The sequence below is a fragment of the Pseudomonas delhiensis genome, from assembly GCF_900187975.1.
Classification (GTDB): Bacteria; Pseudomonadota; Gammaproteobacteria; order Pseudomonadales; family Pseudomonadaceae; genus Pseudomonas; species Pseudomonas delhiensis.
Window position 1 is genome coordinate 181002 of the sequence record NZ_FZPC01000009.1, and the last position, 22702, is coordinate 203703.

Genomic DNA, 22702 nt, shown 5'->3' on the forward strand with positions numbered 1-22702 from the left:
GCCGCGGACTAGCATAAGATGACAACTCGCTAGCCTCAGATAACAACAACATCCATGCCCGACCAGCAGTCCGAGATCGACTACGCCGCGCGCCAGCTGTACCAGCGCTTCCTCGAGGAATGGCAGGCCCGCCCGCACCTGCCGCCCCTGGCGCCGCTGCTCGCCGGCCTGGGCGTGCCGGCCGCCGAGGCCGCCGCCGGCATGACCTTCGCCCGCTACTACCGCCTGCTGCGCCAGGCCGCCGGGCTGCTCGGCGCCAGCGACTTCTTCCTGCGCCTGGGCCAGCGCTACAACCTGTTCGACCTCGGGGTGATCGGCTACGCGCTGATCAGCGCGGCCAACCTGCGACGCTCCTGGGACATCTCCCTGGGCCAGCCCTCCAGCCTGCTGCCCCACCCCATCCACGTGGCCCGCGAGGAACACGGCGAGCACCTGGTGCTGGCCCTGCAGGCGCCGCCCTACAGCCCGATGGAAAGCCAGGCGCTGCTGGAGGAATGGTTCAGCAGCACCTGGCGCTGGCTGTGCCAGCGCCTGCCGGAGCTGGCCGAGTGCGACGGCATGCAGGTGCGCCTGCCGTTCGCCGCGCCGGCCCACGCCGCGCTCTATGGCGACATCTTCCCCGGCCGCGTGGAATTCGCCACCAGCCGCGCCGAACTGCGCATCCCCAGGGCCTTCCACGACCGCCCCTTCTCCACCTCCAACCCCTCGGTGCTGCGCCTGTGCCAGGCCCAGGGCGCGGCCACCCTGGCCAGTTTCGAGAGCGGCGAGGCGCTGCCCGACGACCTGCGCTTCTACCTGCTGCAGAACGCCCGCGTGCCGCTGCCGGACCTGGAGCAGGCCGCCGCGCACTTCCGCCTGCCGCCGCACACCCTGCAGCGGCGCCTGCGCGCCCACGGCCTGACCTTCAAGGGCGTGGTCTACGAGGTGCGCATGGCCCTGGCCGAGCGCTACCTGCTGGCCAGCCACATGAGCCTGCAGGAGATCGCCTTCCTGCTCGGCTACGAGCACGTCACCAGCTTCCACCGTGCCTTCCTGCGCCATGCCGGGACCACCCCGGAAGGCTTCCGCCAGCGGCGCGCGCAAGCGCGCCAGGAGTGACCCCATGCGTTTCCCCTCGATGACCGCCCTGCGCGTGCTCGACGCCGTCGCCCGCCTGGGCAGCCTGTCCGCCGCGGCCAGCGAGCTGAGCCTCACCCGCAGCGCGGTGAGCCACCAGTTGCACAGCCTGGAGGACTGCCTGGGCACCGCGCTGATCGAGAAGGCCGGGCGCGGCATCGTGCTGACCTACCGCGGCGAATACTTCGCCCGCGAGACCCAGCGCGCCCTGGCCATCCTCAACGAGGCGCGGCGCTTCACCGACGCCCAGGAGATCGCCGGGCGCCTGTGCGTGAGCTGCACCCCGGGCTTCGCCACCTACTGGCTGTGCCATCAGATCGGCCAGTTCCAGCGCGCCCACCCGCAGGTGGAGCTGAACCTGGTGGCGCCGCGCATCCCCGACGACGTCAGCAACCGCGACGTCGACCTGTTCATCGCCTACGGCGTGGGCGACTGGCCGGACCTGCACGTGGAGCTGATCGCCACCCTCGACACCTTCCCGGTGTGCAGCCCCTCGCTGCTCAACGCCGCCGGCGGCCTGGACTCGCCCGAGGACCTGGCCAACCTGCCGCTGCTGCACATGGTCGACCACTCCGACTGGCTGCTGTGGGCCGCGGCCGCCGGGGTGCGCGACCTCAACGTGCGCAACGGCATCGTCTTCTCCGACGCGCACCTGGTGCAGTCGGCGGCCATCGCCGGCCAGGGCGTGGCCATGGGCGACGCCCTGGTCAGCGGCGACGCCATGGCCAAGGGGCAGTTGGTGCGGCTGTTCAACGTCTCCATCGAGCCGCCGAACCGCTACTACTTCGTCACCGACGCGGCCAAGACCGAACGCCCCGACGTGCAGGCCTTCAAGGCCTGGATGAAGGCCGAGCTGCGGCTGTCCGAGCAATTCCGCAAGGGCAGCCGCGGCGGCGTGATAGGTGAAGGAAACAGGTGAAGGAATTTGAACAATGACGGCGAAAAAACGCGATTGAAGCGAAGAGGGATTTGACAATACTGCGCAAAAGGGCTGCTGACCGAAGGGTCGGCAACCCGAGAAGAACAAGAAAAAACGAGGTAAATGCAGTGGAGCGACAGCCCCAACTTCGTGCCATCGACATCGGCAAGCGCTATGGCGATTTCCACGCACTGAACGATGTCTCCATCGACATTCGCCAGGGCGAGTTCCTCACCCTCCTCGGCCCCTCCGGCTCCGGCAAGACCACCTTCCTGATGATCCTCGCCGGCTTCCAGGACCCATCCAGCGGGCGCCTGGAGGCCCACGGCCAGGACATCACCCGGCGCCCGGCCGAGAAGCGCAACTTCGGCATGGTGTTCCAGGGCTACGCGCTGTTCCCGCACATGAGCATCGACGACAACGTCGCCTTCCCGCTGAAGATCCGCGGCGTGAAAGCCGAGGAGCGCAACCGCCGGGTGCGCCGGATGCTGGAAGTGGTGGGCCTGGGCGAGCACCGCGGCAAGCGCCCCGGCGAGCTGTCCGGCGGCCAGCAGCAGCGCGTGGCCATCGCCCGCGCGCTGGTCTTCGAGCCCGACCTGCTGCTGCTCGACGAGCCGCTCTCGGCGCTGGACAAGAACCTGCGCGAGCAGCTGCAGGCGGAGCTGCAGCGCATCCACCGCCAGGTCGGCACCACCTTCGTCTTCGTCACCCACGACCAGAACGAGGCCCTGGCGCTGTCCACCCGCATCGCCATCTTCAACCGCGGCCGCGTGGCGCAGATCGACAGCCCGCAGACCATCTACAACCAGCCCAGCAACCGCTTCGTCGCCGAGTTCCTCGGCAAGATGAACCTGTTCCCGCTGAGCCAGGTGGGCCGCGCCGGCGCCCTGGCCCGCGGGCGCTTCGGCGACGCCGAGCTGCACGCCGAACCCTCGGCCGCCCTGGACGCCGCCGCGCCGCTGCTGGCGGTGCGCCCGGAGCACATGCAGCTGCACAGCGCGCCGCCACTGGTGGAAGGCCACAACGTGGTGCAGGCGGTGCTGACCACCAAGACCTACCAGGGCGCCAGCACCGAGCTGGGCCTGGCCACCGCCGCCGAGGGCGCGCCGCCCATGAGCCTGGCGGTGCACGCCGAGCACCAGGCCGCGCGCCTGGACCAGGGCGCCCGCGTGTGGCTGAGCTGGCCCATCGAGAAGAGCCTGCTGCTCGCCTGATCGCCGGGGCGCCCGCGCGCGCCCTCCCCCTTTCGCCATCCCCTGTCTGGGAGCTGCACACATGTTCAACCCGCACCAGCAAGACTGCATCGAAGTCCTCATGGACAAGGCCCGTCGCGGCCAGGTCGACCGCCGCACCTTCCTCAAGGGCATGGGCCTGCTGGCCGCCCTGCCCCTGGCCCTGCGCAGCGGCGTCGGCTTCGCCGCCGGCGACAAGCCGCTGGTGGTGGTGAACTGGGGCGGCGACGCCATCAAGGCATTCGGCAAGGCCTGGACCGAGGGCTTCTCCAAGGCCACCGGCATCCCGGTGAAGATCGACGGCAGCGGCCCCACCGAGGGCGCCATCCGCACCCAGATGAGCAGCGGCCGGGTGAGCTGGGACGTGGTCGACGCGGAAAGCTCCATCCTGCAGAACCTCGGCAAGGAAAACCTGGTCGAGCCCATCGACTACAGCATCGTGTCGAAGGACAAGGTGCTGCCCGGCTTCGCCTACGAATACGGCATCGCCGACTACATGCTCAGCTACGTGATCGCCTACGACAGCGAGCGCTTCGGCGACAAGGCGCCGAAGACCTGGAAGGACTTCTGGGACGTCGAGACCTTCCCCGGCAAGCGCACCCTGTACAAGTGGATGAACGGCATGCTGGAAGCCGCGCTGCTGGCCGACGGCGTGCCGGCGGACCAGCTCTACCCGCTGGACGTGCCGCGGGCGCTGAAGAAGATCGACGAACTCAAGCCGCACATCCTGGCCTTCTGGGGCTCGGGCGCCGAGACCCAGCAACTGTTGATCGAGGGCGAGGTGAGCATGGGCGCGATCTGGAACACCCGCGCCCAGGTGATCACCGAGGACAGCGAAGGGCGCATCAAGTGGAACTTCGACAACGCCCTGCTCGGCTGCAGCAACTGGGGCGTGCTCAAGGGCAACCCGGCGGGCAAGGACGCGGCCATGCGCTTCATTGCCTACGCCCAGGACCCGCAGTCCCAGGTGGAACTGTTCAAGCTGTTCGGCAACGGCCCGGCCAACCCCGCCGCCGCCTCGCTGATCCCGGCCGACCGCAGGCACCTGAACTGCACCGACCCGGACAACCTGCCGCGGCAGATCATGCTCAGCCACGAGTGGTACACCGACCACTACGCGGCGACCCTGGAGCAATACCTGACCCACGTTTCCAAGTGAGGTGAGCGCCATGGCGGAGAATCCTTCGCGGCTGAAGCTGGCCTTCCTGCTGGCGCCGCTGCCGCTGGTGCTGCTGCTGTTCTACGTGCTGCCCTTCGCCGGGGTGGTGGGCTGGAGTTTCAGCCTGCCCACCCCGGGCATCGAGCAGTACCAGCGCATCGCCAGCGACCCGGCGATCCACGACGTGCTCTGGCGCACCTTCCGCCTGTGCACCACGGTGAGCGTGGCGTCGCTGCTGATCGCCTACCTGATGGCCTACTGCTGGGTGTACAGCCCGCCGTTCTGGCAGCGCATGGTGGAAATCTGCGTGTTCATCCCCTTCTGGCTGTCGGTGCTGGTGCGCGCCTTCGGCTGGCTGATCGCGCTGCGCAGCAACGGCCTGCTCAACGGCTGGCTGCAGGCCCTGGGCATCACCAGCGAGCCGCTGCAGCTCACGCGCAACGAGCTGGGCGTGGTGATCGGCATGGTCCACTTCATGGTGCCCTTCGCGCTCTTCCCGCTGGTCTCGACCATGCGCCGCCTCGACCCGCGCGTGCTGCTGGCCGCGCGCGGCCTGGGCGCCGGGCAGCTGCGCACCTTCTGGAGCATCTTCGTGCCGCAGACGGTGCCCGGCATCCTCGGCGCCTTCATCATCGTCTTCGTGTTCTGCCTGGGCTTCTTCATCACCCCGGCGATCCTCGGCGGCGGGCAGACGGTGATGGTGGCCGAGTACGTCTACCTGCAGATGTTCCAGACCAGCAACTGGGGCCTGGGCGCGGCGCTCAGCGTGGTACTGCTGGCGCTGGTGGCCGGGCTGATCTGGGCGCTGCTGCGCATGACCCGCGTCGATAAACTGGTGGGCTGACGAGATGAACGCACACGAAAGCAAGGCACCAAGCCGCCTGCTCGCCGCGATGGCGATGATCTTCATGCTGTTCCCGCTGCTGGCGGTGATCCCGGTGTCCTTCACCGGCAAGCGCTTCCTCTCGATGCCCGACGGCAACTGGTCGCTGCGCCACTACAAGGCGCTGCTGGACAGCCCCGAGTGGCTCTCGGCGGTGGGCCAGAGCCTGGTGGTGGCCAGCGCCACCTGCGTGGTCGCCACCGCCCTGGCGGTGAGCTTCGCCCTGGGCATCTGGTACCTGCGCTCGCGCTGGGCGACCCTGCTGATCGGCCTGGTGCTGCTGCCCATGGCCATCCCGCCGATGATCTCGGCGATGGTCCTGTACTTCATGGAAACCACCGTCAGCAAATTCGCCCCGGGCCTGGGCTACGACACCCTGTTCGGCCTGACCATCGCCCACATCGTGATGGTGGTGCCCTACGGCGTGGTGACCATGCTGGTGGCGCTGAGCCAGCTGGACCGGCGCATCGAGCTGGCCGCGCGCAACCTCGGCGCCAGCCTGGCACAGACCACCTTCCTGGTGGTGCTGCCGAACCTCAAGCTGGGCGTGGCCAGCACCGCGCTGCTGTGCTTCGCGCTCTCCTGGGAAGAGATCGCCGTGACCCTGTTCGTCACCAGCACCGAGGTCAACACCCTGCCCCGGCAAATCTGGTCGGGCCTGCGCGACAACATCGACCCGGCGGTGGCGGCCATCTCGGTGCTGCTGATCGCCCTCACCCTCCTCGCCCTGCTCGGCCGCATGCTCGCCGGGCGCGCCGCCGCAAGGCCCGCCGGGCACTGAGCAGCCAAGCCGGCGGCGTTGTCCGGGGGATTGTCGGCGCCCCGGACAGCGCCGCCGGCCTGGTTCACCTACAGGCACCACGGGGCCGCTTTTCGTAGGAGCGAGCTTGCTCGCGAAGGGGGCTTGCCGGTAGCTGCTGTGTTTGTGGTGGAGACCGTCCCCTCTCCCCAGCCCTCGGCTGCGCGCCCCGCCCTGAAGGGAGAGGGGGCTTGTTCGTGCCGAGAGAAAGAATGGTTTCAGCCGGAAACCTTCGGTGCTACCGGCTAACTCCAGAACACCCAACTCTGCCCAACGGTCCCCTCTCCCTTCAGGGAGAGGGTTAGGGAGAGGGAGCGGAGTCAACCCAAAACACTGCGGTTGCCGGCAAGCTCGCTCCTACGAGAAGCCGAGCCCGCCCGTATGGAGCGGACCTCGTCCGCGATAGCCGGAGGTTCCGGCGCGGTTCGCGGATGAGATCCGCTCCTGCGCTGCGCCACTCACGCCATTCCCATGTAGGAGCGCGCCCTGCGCGCGAATCGCAGGCAGGGCCTGCTCCTACAGGTTTCCATGAGGCACCTGTCCCACCGTAGGAGCGGACTCCGTCCGCGATCCCGCCGACATCTGGCAAGCACATCCAAGCACTTGGCAGACAGGCACAAGGCCAGCAGCGCCCGTGGCCTTAGCATCCCAGGCAGTTTCGTCCCCTGCCAACAATAACGATACGGATGCACGCCATGACCAGACCCACCGTCCTGCGCCCGACGCTGCTCGCCCTGCTGATCGCGGGCAGCGGCCAGGCCAGCGCCTATTCGCTGTATTCCACCGACGACACCCACCTCAACGCCGACCTCACCGCGGTCTACGCGCTGCTGCACAGCCAGGAGAACTACGCGCAGAGCGGCACCAAGGACAAGGGCTCGTCCTCCTGGCAGGAAGGCTTCATCAAGTACGGCCTGAGCGGCGACCAGCGCCTGGGCGAGGCCGGCACGGCCTATGGCGCCTTCGCCCTGCTCAGCTCGGCGACCTGGGGCGACGGCGACGCCGCCGGCTTCACCGACGGCTCCGAGCGCACCACCAAGATCGAGGACGCCTACCTGGGCTGGCGCTCCGGCAAGCTGTTCCCGGTGCTGGGCGAGGACGGCATCGACCTGTCCTTCGGCCGCCAGAACATCGTGGTCGGCGACGGCTTCCTGATCAACGGCGACGCCCTCAACTTCGGCAACGGCCTGGCCGACGGCATGTTCGACCGCGGCGGCGCCTACTACCTGGCCGGCCGCCGCAGCTTCGACGAGACCGCGGTGCTGCGCATCGGCGGCAAGCAGGGCTGGCGCGGCGACATCATGCGCCTGAAGTCCGACAACCCGGCCCAGGCCAAGCCCGAGCTGTACGTCGGCACCCTGGAACACGTCGACGAGGCCGGCACCCTGGGCCTGACCTACATCGACATCACCGACATCGACGAGCAGTACGCCTCCCCCGCGCAGCTCGACCGCAAGGACATGAAGACCTGGAGCGTTCGCGGCCAGGGCAATGCCGGCGTCGAGAACCTGTTCCTCTCCGGCGAGTACGCCTGGCAGGACAAGCGCCACGCCGACGACGAGAACGCCTGGTACCTGGAAGCCGGCTGGACCTTCGCCGACGCCGCCTGGAAGCCCTACCTCAGCTACCGCTTCAGCCGCTTCTCGGAAGGCTTCGACCCGCTGTTCTACGGCTTCAGCCGCGGCTTCGGCACCTGGTTCCAGGGCGAGGTGGCGGGCAACTACTCCGGCCCCTTCAACAGCAACACCCGGGTCCACAACGTCGGTGCCAAAATCCAGCCGACGGAGACCTTCGACGTCGGTCTGCAGTGGTTCCGCTTCGACACCATCGACAAGGACCTGGGCAACCTCGGCGGCCACGAGATCGACCTGTACGCCGACTGGACCCTCAGCCCGCACCTGACCATCACCCCGCTGGTCGGCGTGTACAAGCCGAAGAAGAGCGCCGAGCAAGGCGGCACCCAGATCGGCGGCAACGACGACAACCTCTACACCCAGCTGATCTTCACCAGCACCTTCTAAGCCACGCACCGCAAGCCCGCCCCGCGCCACCGCCGGCCCCCATCCCGGCCATGGCGCGGCGGCGGGTTTCGCGGTTTTCATGGAGGCCTTTGCATGCGCAGCATCCTGTCCACCCTCCAGGGCCGCATCACCTGCCTGGCCGGCCTGTGCCTGCTGGGCGTCGCCGCCACCCTGATCGGCCTGTCGCTGTACCAGGCGCGCCAGGACAGCCAGGTGATCAAGGACGACAGCGGCAAGCTGTTCGCCGACGCCGCCCGCGCCAGCCTGCAGACCCAGGGCCAAGTGCAGGCCCTGCAGCTGCAACGCCAGTTGCAGGACAAGCTGCTGCTCGGCGAAGGCCTGTCGCGCACCCTGCTGGCGCTGCGCGAGCAGAACCGCCAGGGCAACCTCGGCGCCGAGGCACTGCGGCGCAAGCTGGTGGCGGAAATGGGCGGCACCCTGGGCGCACACCCGGAGCTGCTCGGGCTCTTCGTGGTGTTCGGCGTCGACACCCTGGACGGCGCCGACGCCAGCTTCAAGGGCCGCGACGAACTGGGCAGCAACGAGAACGGCCGCTTCACCCTCTACCTGCTGCGCAGCGGCGGCCAGCAGCAGAGCGTGGTCGGCACCGAGCAGGTGCTGGCCGACACCACCCCCGGCCCCAGCGGCCAGCCGTACAACGCCTTCTTCACCTGCCCGCGGGAGAGTCTGGCGCCCTGCGTGCTCGACCCCTACTTCGACGACGCCTCCGGGCAGCGCCGGCTGGTCACCAGCATCACCCTGCCGCTGCTGGAGAACGGCAAGTTCGTCGCCGCCGTGGGCTTCGACATCGACCTCGCCGCGCTGCAGCAGAGCAGCGTGGCCGGCAGCCGCCAGTTGTTCGACGGCCAGGGCCGCATCCGCATCCTCAGCCCCAACGGCCTGCTGGCCAGCGACAGCGCCAACGCCGCCGGCCTCGGCCAGCCGTTCAAGGACGCGGCGCTGCCCCAGGTGCTGGGCGACATGGCCCGGGACCGCTCGCTGACCTACGACCAGAGCGCCGACGTTTCCGTACTCAGCAGCCTGGCGCCGCTGCCAGGGGCCAAACCCTGGGGCATCCTGCTCAGCGTGCCGCGCCAGGTGCTGCTGGCCCCGGCGCAATCGCTGAAGAACACCCTGGACGCCCTGCGCGCGCGCAGCACCTGGCTGGAAATCGGCCTGGGCGTGCTGGTGGCGCTGCTGGGCATGGGCGTCATCACCCTCACCGCGCGCGGCATCAGCCGGCCGATCCTGGGCCTGGCGCGCATGCTGGAAGACATCGCCGACGGCGAAGGCGACCTCACCCGCCGCCTGAACCACCCGCGCCACGACGAGCTGGGCCGCCTGGCCCTGGCCTTCAACCGCTTCCTCGACAAGCTCCAGCCGAGCATCGCCGCGGTACAGGCGGCCAGTGGCGAGGCCCGCGCCGGCGCCGACCAGTCCGCCGCCATCGCCCGCCGGACCAGCGACGGCATCCAGCAGCAGTTCCGCGAGATCGACATGGTGGCCACCGCCCTGCAGGAGATGTCCGCCACCGCCAACGCCTCGGCCCAGAGCGCGGCCAGCGCCGCCCAGGCCGCCGGCGAGGCCGAGCGCGCCAGCCAGGACGGCTACGCCACCATCGCGGCCACCAGCGCCGGCATCGACGCCCTGGCCGGCGACATGAACCAGGCCATGGGCGAGCTGCAGAACCTGGCGCGCAGCAACGAGCAGATAGGCGCGATCCTGGAGGTGATCCAGGGCATCGCCGCGCAGACCAACCTGCTGGCCCTCAACGCCGCCATCGAGGCGGCGCGCGCCGGCGAGTCCGGGCGCGGCTTCGCCGTGGTCGCCGACGAGGTGCGCGGCCTGGCGCGGCGCACCCAGGACTCGGTAGAGGAAATCCGCCAGGTGATCGAGAACCTGCAGGCGCGCAGCCTGTCGGTGGCCGACGCCATGCACGCCAGCTACCGCCAGGCCCAGGACAACGTCGAGCAGGCGCGCCAGGCCATAGACGCGCTGCAGCGCATCACCGGCGCGGTGAACCTGATCAGCGACATGAACCTGCAGATCGCCAGCGCCGCCGAGGAGCAGAGCAGCGTGGCCGAGGAGATCGGCCGCAACATCGGCACCATCCGCGACGTCACCCAGGCCCTGTCGGACCAGGCCGAGCGCTCGGCGCACCTGAGCCAGCAGCTGAACCAGAGCGCCGAGCAGCAGCACCGCCTGGTGCAGCAGTTCAAGGCCTGATCAGCGCGGGCGGTAGCCCTGGCTCAGCAGCCAGCCCTGGAAGATGCGCCGCTGCTCCGCCGGCAGCGCGGCCAGCACCCGGTCCTGCGGCTCGCTGCGCAGGCGCCGCAGCCAGGGCGCCAGCTCCAGGCCCTGCAGGTGCCAGATGCCCAGGGGCTGGTCGGGGCTGACCACCACCTCGGCCTCGTCCACCAGGCCGTCGCGCAGCACCGGGGCGCGCTCGATGCGCAGGGCGTCGAAATCCGCCGGGGCATGGCTGGGCTGCGCGTCCGGCCAGGCGCGGCGGGCCTGCCAGAAGGGCTGGTCGGCCCACTGTTTTTCCTCGGCGTAGAAGTCGCGGCCGACGCGGGCGAAGCGCAGGAACAGCTGCTCCACCCGGCGCTGGTGGAAGCGCCTGGCCAGGTCGCCGCGCGCCGGCGCGCGCAACAGCGTGTTGATGACCGCAGGGGCCTGCAGCGCCGAGGACAGCGACTGGAAGATGCCGTTGCCGGACAGCGGGTCCACCGCCATAGCCGCATCGCCCACGCGAATCCAGTTCTCGCCGCAGGCCTCCAGGCAGAGGATCGGCGTGCTGCTGCGGGCATGCAGCTCCAGGCCCTGCTCGGGGTGGCCGCCGAAGAATGCCTGGCTGAGTTCGGCGCGCTGGCGGCGTTCGCGGCAGTAGTCGAGTAGCTGCTCCTTGGGTGGCAGAGCGCTGCTGGCCACGTCCAGGGTCAGCTGCCAGTAGCAGCGCCCATCGGCCAGCCGCGCCATCCACGCCCAGCCGTCGGCCAGGCTCTGCACCGCGCTGGCCACCGGCCCCGGCGCACCCTGCCAGCGACTGAGCAGGCTGAGGGTTTCCGGGCCGCGGCGGGCCTTGCCGGCCTTCTGGTTCAGCGGTGCCTGGCGGCCACGGGCTTCCACCAGAAATGGGGTTTGCAGTTGCTGGCCGCTTTCCAGGCGCACGTGGTGGCCCGTGGCGTCGGAGTCTACGCCGAGCACGCGGTCTTCCTGCACCTGGATGCCGGCCTCATGCAGGTCCTGACGCAAGCCCTGGTCGAACAGCGGGCGGTCGAGGATGAATTCGACGTTCTGCGCGCTCTCGGCGCCGTTCCAGTTCACCCGCCGTTGCGAAGGCGGCGCGGCGCAGGCCAGGGCGTGGTTCAGCCCGGCGTGGCGCAGGCCGTCGAGCACGCGTTGGGAGACGCCTTCGACGGCGGCGAAGCGGCGCCATTCGCTGATGACGGTGACGGGGTAGCCGAGGCGGCGCAGGCCGATGGCGGTGGCGGTTCCGGCGGGGCCGGCGCCGAGGATCAGGATTGGGGGCATGGGGGTGTTCGCTGGGGGGGTTGGTGATGGCTGCAGGTCCGTTCCCTCTCCCTAACCCTCTCCCTGAAGGGAGAGGGGACTGTACGGAGCAGTGGCGAAGTTAGGCATGTAGCCGGCAGTCGCGGAGCAACAGGATGACTCCGGACTCCCAACCACGCCGAACGGCCCCCTCTCCCTTCAGGGAGAGGGCTGGGGAGAGGGAAAGAAACCCCAACCCCACTCATAACCCCACCTTCCGCTCGATCCCCTTGTACACGGCCCCCTCACGCATCAACGCCAACAATTCTTCATTCGATAACGCCGGCCGCTCCCCCAGCAAAGCCACCAGGTGCCCACAAAAAGCCGCACACCCCAGACTCGCCCCCGCCTGCCCCCCAACCCGCACAGCCGCCCCGAAATCCGCCTGCGCACTGCCCAGCCAGGACCACTCGCCCTCGCCACACCGCGCATCCCCGGTCACCCGCACCACCCCCGGATAGGCCGCCGGAAACACCGGCTCGCCCCGCGCCGGGCTGGATGCGCAGACCAGCACCCCGGCCGCCACCAGCTCGGCCACCGCCTCACGCAGCAGAGGCCGGTCCTGGCGCACCCCCAGGCTCAGGTTGACCACGCGCACGCCCTGCCCGCCCAGCCACTGCAGCGCGGCGGCGATCTGCAACGGGCTGGTCACGCCGCGCCCGTCGAACACCTGGGCCACGCTGAAGCGCGCTTGCGGCGCGCGGGAAAGAATCGCCTGGATCACGGCCGAGCCATGGCCCAGGGCATCCGTCGCCAATGGCAGTCGGTCCAGTCCATCATCGGCCAGACAGAAACGCTGGCCGGCCAGCACGACACCGGTCTGTACCTCGGCGTGGCCGCTATCGACCACGCCCACCCGGATCTCAGCCACCCTGCCCTCCCACGGCCACCAGCGGCACCTCGCGCACGCTCAGCCGGCCGTCCTGCAGTTCCAGGCGCAGGTCGGCCTCGGCCAGGGTCGAGGGGCGGTGGCTGACGAGGATGCGGGTGCGCCCGGCGAACAGCCGGTCGATGGCGGCTATCACTTCGCGCTCGGTGCTTTCGTCCACCTGCGAGGTGGCTTCGTCGAGGATCAGCACCAGCGGGTCCTGCAGCAAGGCGCGGGCGATGGCGATGCGCTGCTTCTGCCCGCCGGAAAGCTGCTGGCCGCGCTCGCCCAGGGGGCTGTCGAGGCCCTCGGGCAGGCTGGCGACCAGGCCGTCCAGCTGGGCCAGGGTCGCCACCCTTTCGATCTCTTCGCGGCTGACGTGGGGCGCGCTGTACGACAGGTTGTCCGCCAGGCTGCCGCGGAACAGCACCAGCTCCTGGCTGACCACGGCGATGCGCCGGCGCAGCTCGAACAGGTCCAGCTCGCGCAGGTCCACGCCGTCGAGCAGGATGCGCCCCTGGTCCGGGTCGTAGAAGCGTTGCAGCAGGTCGGTCAGGGTCGACTTGCCGACGCCCGACGGCCCGCTCAGGGCCACCTTGCGTCCGGCCGGGATGCAGGCGTCCACGCCCTCCAGCAGCGGCTGGCTGCGGCCGGCGTGGTTGAAGCTCACGCCCTCCAGGCGCAGCTCGCCGACGCTCGGCATCGGCCGCGGCTGCGCCGGCGACGCCACGCCCGGCGCCTCGCCGCGCAGCTCCATCACCCGGCCCAGGCTGACGGTCATGCGTTGCAGCGCCACGTACAGGCCCAGCAGGCTCTGCACCGGGCCGATGGCCATGCCCAGGTAGGTGGAGAAGGCGATCAGCGAGCCCAGCTGCCAGGTGCCCTGCACCACCCAGTAGCCGCCGACCAGGAAGGCGCAGGCGCGCGACAGCGACATCAGCGTTCCCGGCAGCGCCTGGGTGAAGAACTCGGTGACCTGCAGGCGCAGCAGCTGGCCCAGGTAGCCCTGCCCGAGGCCCTCCAGGCGCCGCGCCTCGCGGCCCTGCTGGCCGGCGGACTGGATGAACTTCATCGCCGGCAGGGTCTCGACGAAGAACGACGACAGGTCCGCCGAGCGCTCGCGCAGCTGGCGCGCCTCGCGCTCCACCTTCTTGCGCATCCAGCGCAGCCAGAGCACGTCCAGCGGGATCAGCACGGCCACCAGCAGCGACAGCTTCCAGCTCAGCGTCAGCAGCAGCGCCAGCGAGCCGACCAGGCCGATCACCGCGGACACCGCGGAGAACAGCGAATCCACGGCGAAGCGCTGGATCTCGGCGACGTCGCCGTCCAGCCGCGACATCAGGTCGCCGATGCGGCGGCGTGCGAAGAAGGTCGGCGAGAGGCTCTGCAGGTGGCGGTACAGCGCATCGCGCAGGGCGAACAGGATGCGCCCGGACAGGCGCGTGTGCAGGTAGCGGTTGAGCCCCGAGAGGACCGTGCCCACCAGCCCGATCACGATCATCGCCCCGGCCAGCAGCGCCAGCATGGGGAAGTCGCGGGCCAGCAGGCCGTCGTCGATCAGCAGCTTGGTCAGCCAGGGTTGCGCCAGCGCCAGCAGCGAGGCGCACAGGGCCAGGCCCAGCAGGCCGAGGATGGCCAGGCGCTGCGGGCGGACGAAGCCGTACAGCCAGTGCAGCGCGTCCTTGAGGGCCTTGGGGTCGTCGCTGTCGATCAGGCGGGTGAAGAACATCAGCCGCCCTTCAGTTGCTTGAGCTTGCGGTACAGGGTGGCGCGGCTGATGCCCAGCGCGTCGGCCGCCGCCGAGACGTTGCCCTGGTGGCGGTCCAGGGCCTGGCGGATCAGCTCCATCTCGGTCTCGCGGATGCGCCCGCAGGGCTGCCGCTCGCCGGCGGCGAGCTCTTCCAGGGTACTGTCGGGCAGGTGCTCCAGGCCCAGCGTGGCCTCGCCTTCCCCGCGCATGGCCAGGGCGGTGCGCAGGACCATCTCCAGCTGGCGGATGTTGCCCGGCCAGTGGTAGTCGGCCAGCAGCGCGAAGAGTTCGTCGTCCAGGCGCACCCCGGGCGCGCCCAGCCTGGCCAGCAGGCCCTGGGCCAGCTCGCCGAGGTCGTCGCGCTCGCGCAATGCCGGCAGGCGCACGCTGATGCCGTTGACGCGGTAGTAGAGGTCCTCGCGGAACTGCTTCTCTTCCACCTGGCGCTTGAGGTCGCGGTGGGTGGCGCAGATCAGCGCCACGTCGATGTCCTGCTCCTCGCCCGCGCCCAGCGGCGCCACCTTGCGCTCCTGCAGCACGCGCAGCAGCCGCGCCTGCAGGGCCAGGGGCATGTCGCCGATCTCGTCGAGGAACAGGGTGCCGCCGTGGGCCTGCTGCAGCCGGCCGACCATGCCGCCGCGGCGCGAGCCGGTGAAGGCACCCTCGCGGTAGCCGAACAGTTCGGATTCGATCAGGCCTTCGGGGATGGCCGCGCAGTTCACCGCGATGAACGGCTTGCCGGCCCGCGCACTGCCCTGGTGCAGGGCGCGCGCCACCACCTCCTTGCCGCTGCCGGTCTCGCCCAGCAGCAGCACCGGCAACTCGTTCAGCAGGCCCTGGCGGGCCATGCGCAGGGCGCGGGCGTAGCGCGGGTTGCCGCCAGCCAGGGCCTCCAGGTCCGGCGCAGCCGGGGCCGGGCGCTGCGGCTGGCGCGCCGGCACCGACACCGCGGTGCTGCGCAGCGGCGCCTGCAGCACCTTGTAGAAGAACTCGCCCTTGGCCGTCTGCAGGCTGCCCAGGGCGCCGGGCTGCAGGCGCGCCAGCAGCTGTTCGCCGCGGGCACCCAGCAGGTCCTCGCAGCGGCGCCCTATCAGTACCTCGCGGGCGGCGCCGAGCAGTTGGCAGGCCGGCGTGCTGAGGGCCAGGATGCGGCCCTCCAGGCTCAGCGCCAGCAGGCCCTGCCAGGGCGAATCCAGGTACTGGCGGCGGCTGTGGAAGGACAGCACCACCTGCCCCGGGAAGCTGGCGGCGAACAGCCGCTCCTCGATCTGCACCGCGGCGCGGTTGAGCAGGCTGAGGCTTTCCACCGGGCCGGCCAGGGGACCTTCGCGGGTCAGGTCGAGCACGCCGAGCAGCGTGCCCTGGGGGCAACTGATGGGCACCGAGGTGCAGGAGAAGCGGCTGAGGCGTTCCAGGTAGTGCTCGCCGCAGTCGATCTGGGTGGCGCGCCCTTCCACCAGGGCGGTGCCCAGGGCGTTGGTGCCGCGCGCGGCCTCGCTCCAGCAGGCGCCCAGGGTGATGTCTTCCAGGCCGATGCGGCGCAGGCGCTCGTGGGCGCCGGCCACCGAGACGATGGTGGCGTCGGCGTTGGCAAGGATCACCAGGGCGTCGTGGCCCTGGCGCTGGCGCAGGAAATCCAGCTCGGGGGTGGCGGCGTCGAGCAGCAGGCGGTTGTTCTCCAGCAGCAGCTCGATGCCGGCGCGATTGTCCAGTTCCTGGTCGTTGGCGCCGCCGCAATCCAGGCCGTGGCCCAGGCTGCGCCGCCAGGAGGCGTCGATTTCCTCGCGCAGCACGCCGGCGGGTAGCTCGCCCTCGCGCTGCAGGCGTTCACGGGCCCGGTGGGCCTCGCGCAGCAGGTCGCTGCCTATTGTTCTTGTCATGTCGATCTCGGCTCCGCTTGTCCGCGCAGTGCATGGCCGCGCGGGACGCTCAGGCTGGTCAGGGACTGTCTACACCCGTCCTCCCCTTGAGTAAAGAGGACGCTCGGTTGCCCGGCAACGCACGCAATTAGCGGGCCAGCCGGCTTGAGGCGAAGTGATTGACAGCCCCTCGACGCAGGTTTACGTTAACGTAAAGGTAAACGAACGAGCAAGCCCGATGCCGACCACCTACAGCATTTCCGACCTGGCCCGCGAACTGGACGTGACCACCCGCGCCATCCGCTTCTACGAGGAGCAGGGCATGCTCAGCCCGGAGCGCCGCGGCCAGGAGCGCATCTACAGCCCCAAGGACCTGGTGGCGCTGAAGCTGATCCTGCGCGGCAAGCGCATCGGCTTCTCGCTGGCCGAGTGCAAGGAGCTGATCGACCTCTACGACCCCAGCAGCGGCAACCGCAAGCAGCTGGAGACCTTCATGCAGAAGATCGCCGCCCGCCGCGCGCAGTTGGAGCAGCAGTTGCTCGACATCGAGCAGATGAAGCTGGAACTGGACACGGCCGAGGAACGCTGCCTGGCGGCCCTGGCCGAGACCGAGAAGAAACAGCGCGCCAACGCCTGACGCGCCCTACCCCGCATTCCAAGTACAACAAAGGTGCAACCATGAGCTACCCGTCCCTCAACTTCGGCCTCGGCGAAACCATCGACATGCTCCGCGAGCAGGTGCAGGGCTTCGTCGCCAGCGAACTGGCCCCGCGCGCCGCGCAGATCGACGCCGACAACCTGTTCCCCGTGGACATGTGGAAGAAGTTCGGCGACATGGGCCTGCTCGGCATCACCGTCGCCGAGGAGTACGGCGGCGCCAACATGGGCTACCTGGCCCACGTCATCGCCATCGAGGAGATCAGCCGTGGTTCGGCTTCCGTCGGCCTGTCCTACGGCGCGCATTCCAACCTGTGCGTCAACCAGATCAAGCGCAACGGCAACGCCGAACAGAAGGCCAAGTACCTGCCCAGGCTGATCAGCGGCGAGCACATAGGCGCGCTGGCCATGAGCGAGCCCAACGCCGGTTCCGACGTGGTCTCCATGAAGCTGCGCGCCGAGAAGCGCGGCGACCGCTTCGTGCTCAACGGCAGCAAGACCTGGATCACCAACGGCCCGGACGCCAACACCTACGTGATCTACGCCAAGACCGAGCCGGAAAAGGGCGCCCACGGCATCACCGCGTTCATCGTCGAGCGTGACTGGAAGGGCTTCAGCCGTGGCAACAAGTTCGACAAGCTGGGCATGCGCGGCTCGAACACCTGCGAGCTGTTCTTCGACGACGTGGAAGTGCCGGAAGAGAACGTGCTCGGCGCGGTCAACGGCGGCGTGAAGGTGCTGATGAGCGGCCTGGACTACGAGCGCGTGGTGCTCGCCGGCGGCCCGATCGGCATCATGCAGGCGTGCATGGACGTGGTCGTGCCCTACATCCACGACCGCAAGCAGTTCGGCCAGAGCATCGGCGAGTTCCAGCTGATCCAGGGCAAGGTCGCCGACATGTACACCCAGCTCAACGCCAGCCGCGCCTACCTGTACGCGGTGGCCCAGGCCTGCGACCGCGGCGAGACCACCCGCAAGGACGCCGCCGGGGTGATCCTCTACACCGCCGAGCGCGCGACGCAAATGGCCCTGGACGCCATCCAGATCCTCGGCGGCAACGGCTACATCAACGAGTTCCCCACCGGCCGCCTGCTGCGCGACGCCAAGCTCTACGAGATCGGCGCCGGCACCAGCGAGATCCGCCGCATGCTGATCGGGCGCGAGCTGTTCAACGAAACGAAGTGATAGCCACAAGCGGCAAGCTTCAAGCTGCAAGCCGAAGCCAGAGCACCCGCTTGCGGCTTGAAGCTTGTAGCTTGCAGCGCGCGGAGAACCTATGACCATCCTTAGCACCCAGATCAATACGCGCTCTCCTGAATACGCCGCCAACGCCGCGACCATGCTGGAGAGCGTCCAGGACCTGCGCGCCCTGCTCGGCCGCGTTCACGAAGGCGGCGGCGCCGCCGCACAGGCCAAGCACACCGCGCGCGGCAAGCTGCTGGTGCGCGAGCGCATCAACCGCCTGCTCGATGCCGGCTCGCCGTTCCTCGAGGTTTCCGCCCTCGCCGCCCACGGGGTTTACGGCGAAGACGTGGCCGCCGCCGGCGTGGTCGCCGGCATCGGCCGCGTGGAAGGCGTGGAATGCATGATCGTCGGCAACGACGCCACGGTGAAAGGCGGCAGCTACTACCCGCTGACCGTGAAGAAGCACCTGCGCGCCCAGGCCATCGCCCAGCAGAACCGCCTGCCGTGCATCTACCTGGTGGACTCCGGCGGCGCCAACCTGCCGCGCCAGGACGAGGTGTTCCCCGACCGCGAGCACTTCGGCCGGATCTTCTTCAACCAGGCCAACATGAGCGCCCGGGGCATCCCGCAGATCGCCGTGGTGATGGGCTCGTGCACCGCCGGCGGCGCCTACGTGCCGGCCATGAGCGACGAGACCATCATGGTCCGCGAGCAGGCCACCATCTTCCTCGCCGGCCCGCCGCTGGTGAAGGCCGCCACCGGCGAGGTGGTCAGCGCCGAGGACCTCGGCGGCGCCGACGTGCACTGCAAGACTTCCGGCGTGGCCGACCACTACGCCGAGGACGACGAGCACGCCCTGGCCATCGCCCGCCGCTGCATCGCCAACCTCAACTGGAGCAAGCAGGGCAAGCTCAACACCCTGCCCCCGCGCGCGCCGCTGTACCCCGCCGAGGAGCTGTACGGGGTGATCCCGGTGGACAGCAAGCAGCCGTTCGACGTGCGCGAGATCATCGCCCGCCTGGTCGACGGCAGCGAATTCGACGAGTTCAAGGCGCTGTTCGGCACCACCCTGGTGTGCGGCTTCGCCCACCTGCACGGCTACCCCGTCGCCATCCTCGCCAACAACGGCATCCTCTTCGCCGAGGCCGCGCAGAAAGGCGCGCACTTCATCGAACTGGCCTGCCAGCGCGGCATCCCGCTGCTGTTCCTGCAGAACATCACCGGCTTCATGGTCGGCCAGAAGTACGAGGCCGGCGGCATCGCCAAGCACGGCGCCAAGCTGGTCACCGCGGTGGCCTGTGCCCAGGTGCCGAAGTTCACCGTGATCATCGGCGGCAGCTTCGGCGCCGGCAACTACGGCATGTGCGGCCGCGCCTACGACCCGCGCTTCCTGTGGATGTGGCCCAACGCGCGGATCGGCGTGATGGGCGGCGAGCAGGCCGCAGGCGTGCTGGCCCAGGTCAAGCGCGAACAGGCCGAACGCGCCGGCAACGCGCTGAGTGCCGAGGACGAGGCGAAGATCAAGGCGCCGATCCTCGAACAGTACGAGCGCCAGGGCCACCCCTACTACTCCAGCGCGCGGCTGTGGGACGACGGCGTGATCGACCCGGCGCAGACCCGCGAGGTCCTCGCCCTGGCCCTCTCCGCCTCGCTCAACGCGCCCATCGAGCCGACCAGATTCGGCGTATTCAGGATGTAAGCGGCTGCAGGCTACAGGCTACAGGCTGCAGGCGAGAGCGCTTCTGCCTGCAGCCTGTAGCCTGCGGCCTGCAGCCCAAGAGGCCCTTATGACTACTTTTGAAAACATTCAGCTCGACATCGACGACCGTGGCGTGGCCAGCCTCTGGCTGAACCGGCCGGACAAGAACAACGCCTTTAACGCCCAGACCATCGCCGAGCTGATCCGGGCGCTGGACCAGGTGGCCGACGACGCGCGCGTGCGCCTGCTGGTGCTGCGCGGGCGCGGCAAGCACTTCTGCGGCGGCGCCGACCTGGCCTGGATGCAGGAGGCGGTGAAGCTCGACTACCAGGGCAACCTGGCCGACGCCCAGCAACTGGCCGAATTGCTGAACAACCTGCACCTGCTGAAGAAACCGACCCTGGCCGTGGTCCAGGGCGCGGCCTTCGGCGGCGGCGTGGGCCTGGTGGCCTGCTGCGACATGGCCCTGGGCAGCGAGCAGGCGCAGTTCTGCCTGTCCGAAGTGCGCATCGGGCTGATCCCGGCGACCATCGGGCCCTTCGTCACCAAGGCCATCGGCCAGCGCGCGGCCACCCGCTACGCCCTCACCGCCGAGCGCTTCGACGGCAAGCGCGCCCGCGAGCTGGGCCTGCTGGACGAGTGCTACGGCGCCGAGGAACTGGATGAGAAGGTCGAGGCCTGGATCGCCAACCTGCTGAACAACAGCCCGGCCGCGCTGGTGGCCTGCAAGGCGCTGTTCCAGGAGATCGGCGCCGGCGAGCTGAGCCCCAACCTGCGCCGCTACACCGAGGCCGCCATCGCCCGCATCCGCATCAGCCCCGAGGGGCAGGAAGGCCTGCACGCCTTCCTCGAAAAGCGCAAGCCGGCCTGGCAGAAGAGCAGCTAGAAGCTTTAGGCCGCAAGCCCCAAGCGGCTTGCCGCCCTCCAACGGAGCAGAACAATGATTACAACGCTACTGATTGCCAACCGCGGCGAGATCGCCTGCCGGGTGATGCGCACCGCCAAGGCCCTGGGCCTGACCACCGTGGCCGTGCACAGCGCCACCGACCGCCACGCCCGCCACGTCGAGGAGGCGGACATCGCCATCGACCTGGGCGGCGCCAAGCCGGCCGAATCCTACCTGCGCGCCGACGCCGTGCTGGCCGCGGCCAAGGCCGCCGGGGCCCAGGCCATCCACCCCGGCTACGGCTTCCTCTCGGAGAACGCCGGCTTCGCCCGTGCCTGCGAAGCGGCCGGGCTGGTGTTCCTCGGCCCGCCGGCCAGCGCCATCGACGCCATGGGCAGCAAGTCCGCGGCCAAGGCGCTGATGGAAGACGCCGGCGTGCCGCTGGTGCCCGGCTACCACGGCGAAGCCCAGGACTACGCCACCTTCCAGCGCGAGGCCGCGCGCATCGGCTACCCGGTGCTGCTCAAGGCCGCCGCCGGCGGTGGCGGCAAGGGCATGAAGGTGGTGGAGCGCGAAAGCGAGCTGGCCGAGGCCCTGGAATCCGCCCAGCGCGAAGCCCAGTCCGGCTTCGGCGACGCGCGCATGCTGGTGGAGAAGTACCTGACCAAGCCGCGCCACGTGGAAATCCAGGTGTTCGCCGATAAGCACGGCAACTGCCTGTACCTCAACGAGCGCGACTGCTCGATCCAGCGCCGCCACCAGAAGGTGGTGGAGGAAGCCCCCGCCCCCGGCCTTTCCGCCGAGCTGCGCCGCGGCATGGGCGAAGCCGCCGTGCGCGCCGCCCAGGCCATCGGCTACGTCGGCGCCGGCACCGTGGAATTCCTCTACGACGAGGGCAGCGGCCAGTTCTTCTTCATGGAAATGAACACCCGCCTGCAGGTGGAACACCCGGTCACCGAAGCCATCACCGGCCTCGACCTGGTGGCGTGGCAGATCCGCGTGGCCCGTGGCGAAGCGCTGCCGATCAGCCAGGAACAGGTGCCGCTGAACGGCCACGCCATCGAAGTGCGGCTCTACGCCGAGGACCCGGAAGGCGGCTTCCTGCCCGCCAGCGGCCACCTGGCGCTGTACCGCGAACCGCCGGCCGGCCCCGGCCGCCGGGTGGACAGCGGCATCCGCGAGGGCGACGACATCTCGCCGTTCTACGACCCCATGCTGGCCAAGCTGATCGCCTGGGGCGAGAACCGCGAGGAAGCCCGCCAGCGCCTGCTGGCGATGCTCGCCGAAACCGCCGTGGGCGGCTTCAAGACCAACCTGGCGTTCCTGCGCCGCGTGCTGGCCCACCCGGCCTTCGCCGCCGCCGAACTGGACACCGGCTTCATCGGCCGCCACCAGGAACAACTGCTGCCGGCGGCGAGCGAGCTGCCGCCGCCGTTCTGGCAACTGGCCGGCGAAGCCTGGGCGCAGAGCGAGGCCGAGCGCGTGCGCGGCGACGACGCCCACTCGCCGTGGAGCGCCCGCGACGGCTGGCGCAGCGGCCTGCCGGGGGAAACCGACCTGCACCTGCTGGCCAAGGGCGAAGCCCGGGTGGTGCGCCTGCGCCATGCCAATGGCGTGCGCGGCGCAACGCTGAAGGGCGAATGGCTGGAAGTGGACGTCGAAGGCGTGCGCCGCCGCCACCTGGCCCTGCGCCAGGGCGACAGCCTGTACCTGGAATGGCAGGGCGAACTGGTGCCGGTGCGCCGCTACGACGCCATCGCCGAGGCCGAGGCGGCCCACGCCCACCACGGCGGCCTGGGCGCGCCGATGAACGGCAGCATCGTGCGCATCCTGGTCGAGCCCGGGCAAACGGTGGAAGCCGGCGCCGCCCTGGTGGTGCTCGAAGCGATGAAGATGGAACACAGCATTCGCGCGCCGCACGCCGGCGTGGTGAAATCGCTGTATTGCAGCGAAGGCGAACTGGTGGCCGAGGGTACGGCGCTGGTCGAACTGGAAGAAGCCAGCGCCTGAGGCTGGCCTCTTCGTAGGGCAATGAAATGGACTCCTCCCTCCTACGGCATCTAGGTGCCAGACTGATGTGTTGGCAACAGTCCCGGAGGGGGAGTCACGATGAACAT

At 69.7% G+C, this 22702-nt stretch carries 17 protein-coding genes and 1 pseudogene; 14 read left to right on the top strand and 4 right to left on the bottom strand.

Going from position 1 to position 22702, the window contains the following annotated elements; genetic code table 11:
• The first annotated feature begins 54 nt into the window (after positions 1 to 54).
• The 9 genes and pseudogenes from CHC02_RS10445 (at position 55) to CHC02_RS30935 (ending at position 10355) form a co-directional block, all read left to right on the top strand.
• The gene (locus CHC02_RS10445) at positions 55 to 1098 is read left to right on the top strand and encodes a helix-turn-helix transcriptional regulator (RefSeq protein ID WP_089391397.1); all 1044 of its coding nucleotides are present in this window, start codon (positions 55 to 57) and stop codon (positions 1096 to 1098) included.
• Positions 1099 to 1102: 4 nt separating this feature from the next.
• Positions 1103 to 2035 carry a LysR substrate-binding domain-containing protein gene (locus CHC02_RS10450; protein ID WP_089391398.1) on the top strand — a complete coding sequence of 311 codons (933 nt, stop codon included), beginning with the start codon at positions 1103 to 1105 and terminating at the stop codon, positions 2033 to 2035.
• 128 nt (positions 2036 to 2163) lie between these two features.
• A complete protein-coding gene (locus tag CHC02_RS10455; protein ID WP_089391399.1) occupies positions 2164 to 3249 on the top strand; it encodes an ABC transporter ATP-binding protein in 1086 nt (361 codons plus the stop codon).
• Between the two features lie 61 nt (positions 3250 to 3310).
• Positions 3311 to 4426 carry an ABC transporter substrate-binding protein gene (locus tag CHC02_RS10460; protein WP_089391400.1) on the top strand — a complete coding sequence of 372 codons (1116 nt, stop codon included), beginning with the start codon at positions 3311 to 3313 and terminating at the stop codon, positions 4424 to 4426.
• 10 nt (positions 4427 to 4436) lie between these two features.
• Positions 4437 to 5270, top strand: a complete 834-nt coding sequence (locus CHC02_RS10465) for an ABC transporter permease (RefSeq protein ID WP_089391420.1) — start codon at positions 4437 to 4439, stop codon at positions 5268 to 5270.
• 4 nt (positions 5271 to 5274) lie between these two features.
• A complete protein-coding gene (locus tag CHC02_RS10470; protein WP_089391401.1) occupies positions 5275 to 6090 on the top strand; it encodes an ABC transporter permease in 816 nt (271 codons plus the stop codon).
• 713 nt (positions 6091 to 6803) lie between these two features.
• Positions 6804 to 8129, top strand: coding sequence for an alginate export family protein (locus CHC02_RS10475; RefSeq protein WP_089391421.1), 1326 nt, complete (start codon positions 6804 to 6806; stop codon positions 8127 to 8129).
• 1203 nt (positions 8130 to 9332) lie between these two features.
• Positions 9333 to 9497, top strand: a pseudogene (locus tag CHC02_RS30930) (HAMP domain-containing protein); the annotation flags it as partial.
• Positions 9498 to 9626: 129 nt separating this feature from the next.
• The gene (locus tag CHC02_RS30935; protein ID WP_425320250.1) at positions 9627 to 10355 is read left to right on the top strand and encodes a methyl-accepting chemotaxis protein; all 729 of its coding nucleotides are present in this window, start codon (positions 9627 to 9629) and stop codon (positions 10353 to 10355) included.
• Here CHC02_RS30935 and qhpG read toward each other — a convergent pair whose 3' ends face one another.
• From qhpG to CHC02_RS10500, 4 genes are all read right to left on the bottom strand, one after another.
• Complete coding sequence (qhpG, locus tag CHC02_RS10485) at positions 10356 to 11663, bottom strand: flavin-dependent monooxygenase QhpG (RefSeq protein WP_089391403.1); 1308 nt, start codon at positions 11661 to 11663, stop codon at positions 10356 to 10358. It abuts the gene before it with no gap.
• 220 nt (positions 11664 to 11883) lie between these two features.
• The gene (gene qhpE / locus CHC02_RS10490; protein ID WP_089391404.1) at positions 11884 to 12552 is read right to left on the bottom strand and encodes a subtilisin-like serine protease QhpE; all 669 of its coding nucleotides are present in this window, start codon (positions 12550 to 12552) and stop codon (positions 11884 to 11886) included.
• Positions 12545 to 14278: an ABC transporter ATP-binding protein gene (locus CHC02_RS10495; RefSeq protein ID WP_089391405.1), complete on the bottom strand. Its 1734-nt coding sequence runs from the start codon at positions 14276 to 14278 to the stop codon at positions 12545 to 12547. The genes qhpE and CHC02_RS10495 overlap by 8 nt, the downstream gene beginning before the upstream one ends.
• Positions 14278 to 16185, bottom strand: a complete 1908-nt coding sequence (locus CHC02_RS10500; protein WP_425262413.1) for a sigma-54-dependent Fis family transcriptional regulator — start codon at positions 16183 to 16185, stop codon at positions 14278 to 14280. The genes CHC02_RS10495 and CHC02_RS10500 overlap by 1 nt, the downstream gene beginning before the upstream one ends.
• A gap of 211 nt (positions 16186 to 16396) precedes the next feature.
• Between CHC02_RS10500 and CHC02_RS10505 the strand changes: the two genes are divergently transcribed.
• From CHC02_RS10505 to CHC02_RS10525, 5 genes are all read left to right on the top strand, one after another.
• Positions 16397 to 16795, top strand: coding sequence for a MerR family transcriptional regulator (locus tag CHC02_RS10505; RefSeq protein ID WP_089391407.1), 399 nt, complete (start codon positions 16397 to 16399; stop codon positions 16793 to 16795).
• 41 nt (positions 16796 to 16836) lie between these two features.
• Positions 16837 to 18000 (top strand): isovaleryl-CoA dehydrogenase, encoded by a 1164-nt coding sequence (locus CHC02_RS10510; protein ID WP_089391408.1) that lies wholly within the window; start codon positions 16837 to 16839, stop codon positions 17998 to 18000.
• A 91-nt stretch (positions 18001 to 18091) separates the two neighbouring features.
• Positions 18092 to 19699: a carboxyl transferase domain-containing protein gene (locus CHC02_RS10515; RefSeq protein WP_089391409.1), complete on the top strand. Its 1608-nt coding sequence runs from the start codon at positions 18092 to 18094 to the stop codon at positions 19697 to 19699.
• 88 nt (positions 19700 to 19787) lie between these two features.
• A complete protein-coding gene (locus CHC02_RS10520) occupies positions 19788 to 20585 on the top strand; it encodes a gamma-carboxygeranoyl-CoA hydratase (protein WP_089391410.1) in 798 nt (265 codons plus the stop codon).
• 54 nt (positions 20586 to 20639) lie between these two features.
• A complete protein-coding gene (locus tag CHC02_RS10525) occupies positions 20640 to 22595 on the top strand; it encodes an acetyl/propionyl/methylcrotonyl-CoA carboxylase subunit alpha (protein WP_089391411.1) in 1956 nt (651 codons plus the stop codon).
• Positions 22596 to 22702: the final 107 nt, after the last annotated feature.

Coding starts and splice junctions, on each gene's coding strand:
- CHC02_RS10520 (WP_089391410.1), top strand. CDS start 19,788: ATGACTACTTTTGAAAACATTCAGCTCGACATCGACGACCGTGGCGTG.
- CHC02_RS10515 (WP_089391409.1), top strand. CDS start 18,092: ATGACCATCCTTAGCACCCAGATCAATACGCGCTCTCCTGAATACGCC.
- CHC02_RS10505 (WP_089391407.1), top strand. CDS start 16,397: ATGCCGACCACCTACAGCATTTCCGACCTGGCCCGCGAACTGGACGTG.
- CHC02_RS10495 (WP_089391405.1), bottom strand. CDS start 14,278: ATGTTCTTCACCCGCCTGATCGACAGCGACGACCCCAAGGCCCTCAAG.
- CHC02_RS10450 (WP_089391398.1), top strand. CDS start 1,103: ATGCGTTTCCCCTCGATGACCGCCCTGCGCGTGCTCGACGCCGTCGCC.
- qhpG (WP_089391403.1), bottom strand. CDS start 11,663: ATGCCCCCAATCCTGATCCTCGGCGCCGGCCCCGCCGGAACCGCCACC.
- CHC02_RS10460 (WP_089391400.1), top strand. CDS start 3,311: ATGTTCAACCCGCACCAGCAAGACTGCATCGAAGTCCTCATGGACAAG.
- CHC02_RS10445 (WP_089391397.1), top strand. CDS start 55: ATGCCCGACCAGCAGTCCGAGATCGACTACGCCGCGCGCCAGCTGTAC.
- CHC02_RS10525 (WP_089391411.1), top strand. CDS start 20,640: ATGATTACAACGCTACTGATTGCCAACCGCGGCGAGATCGCCTGCCGG.
- CHC02_RS10475 (WP_089391421.1), top strand. CDS start 6,804: ATGACCAGACCCACCGTCCTGCGCCCGACGCTGCTCGCCCTGCTGATC.
- CHC02_RS10510 (WP_089391408.1), top strand. CDS start 16,837: ATGAGCTACCCGTCCCTCAACTTCGGCCTCGGCGAAACCATCGACATG.
- CHC02_RS10470 (WP_089391401.1), top strand. CDS start 5,275: ATGAACGCACACGAAAGCAAGGCACCAAGCCGCCTGCTCGCCGCGATG.
- CHC02_RS30935 (WP_425320250.1), top strand. CDS start 9,627: ATGGTGGCCACCGCCCTGCAGGAGATGTCCGCCACCGCCAACGCCTCG.
- CHC02_RS10465 (WP_089391420.1), top strand. CDS start 4,437: ATGGCGGAGAATCCTTCGCGGCTGAAGCTGGCCTTCCTGCTGGCGCCG.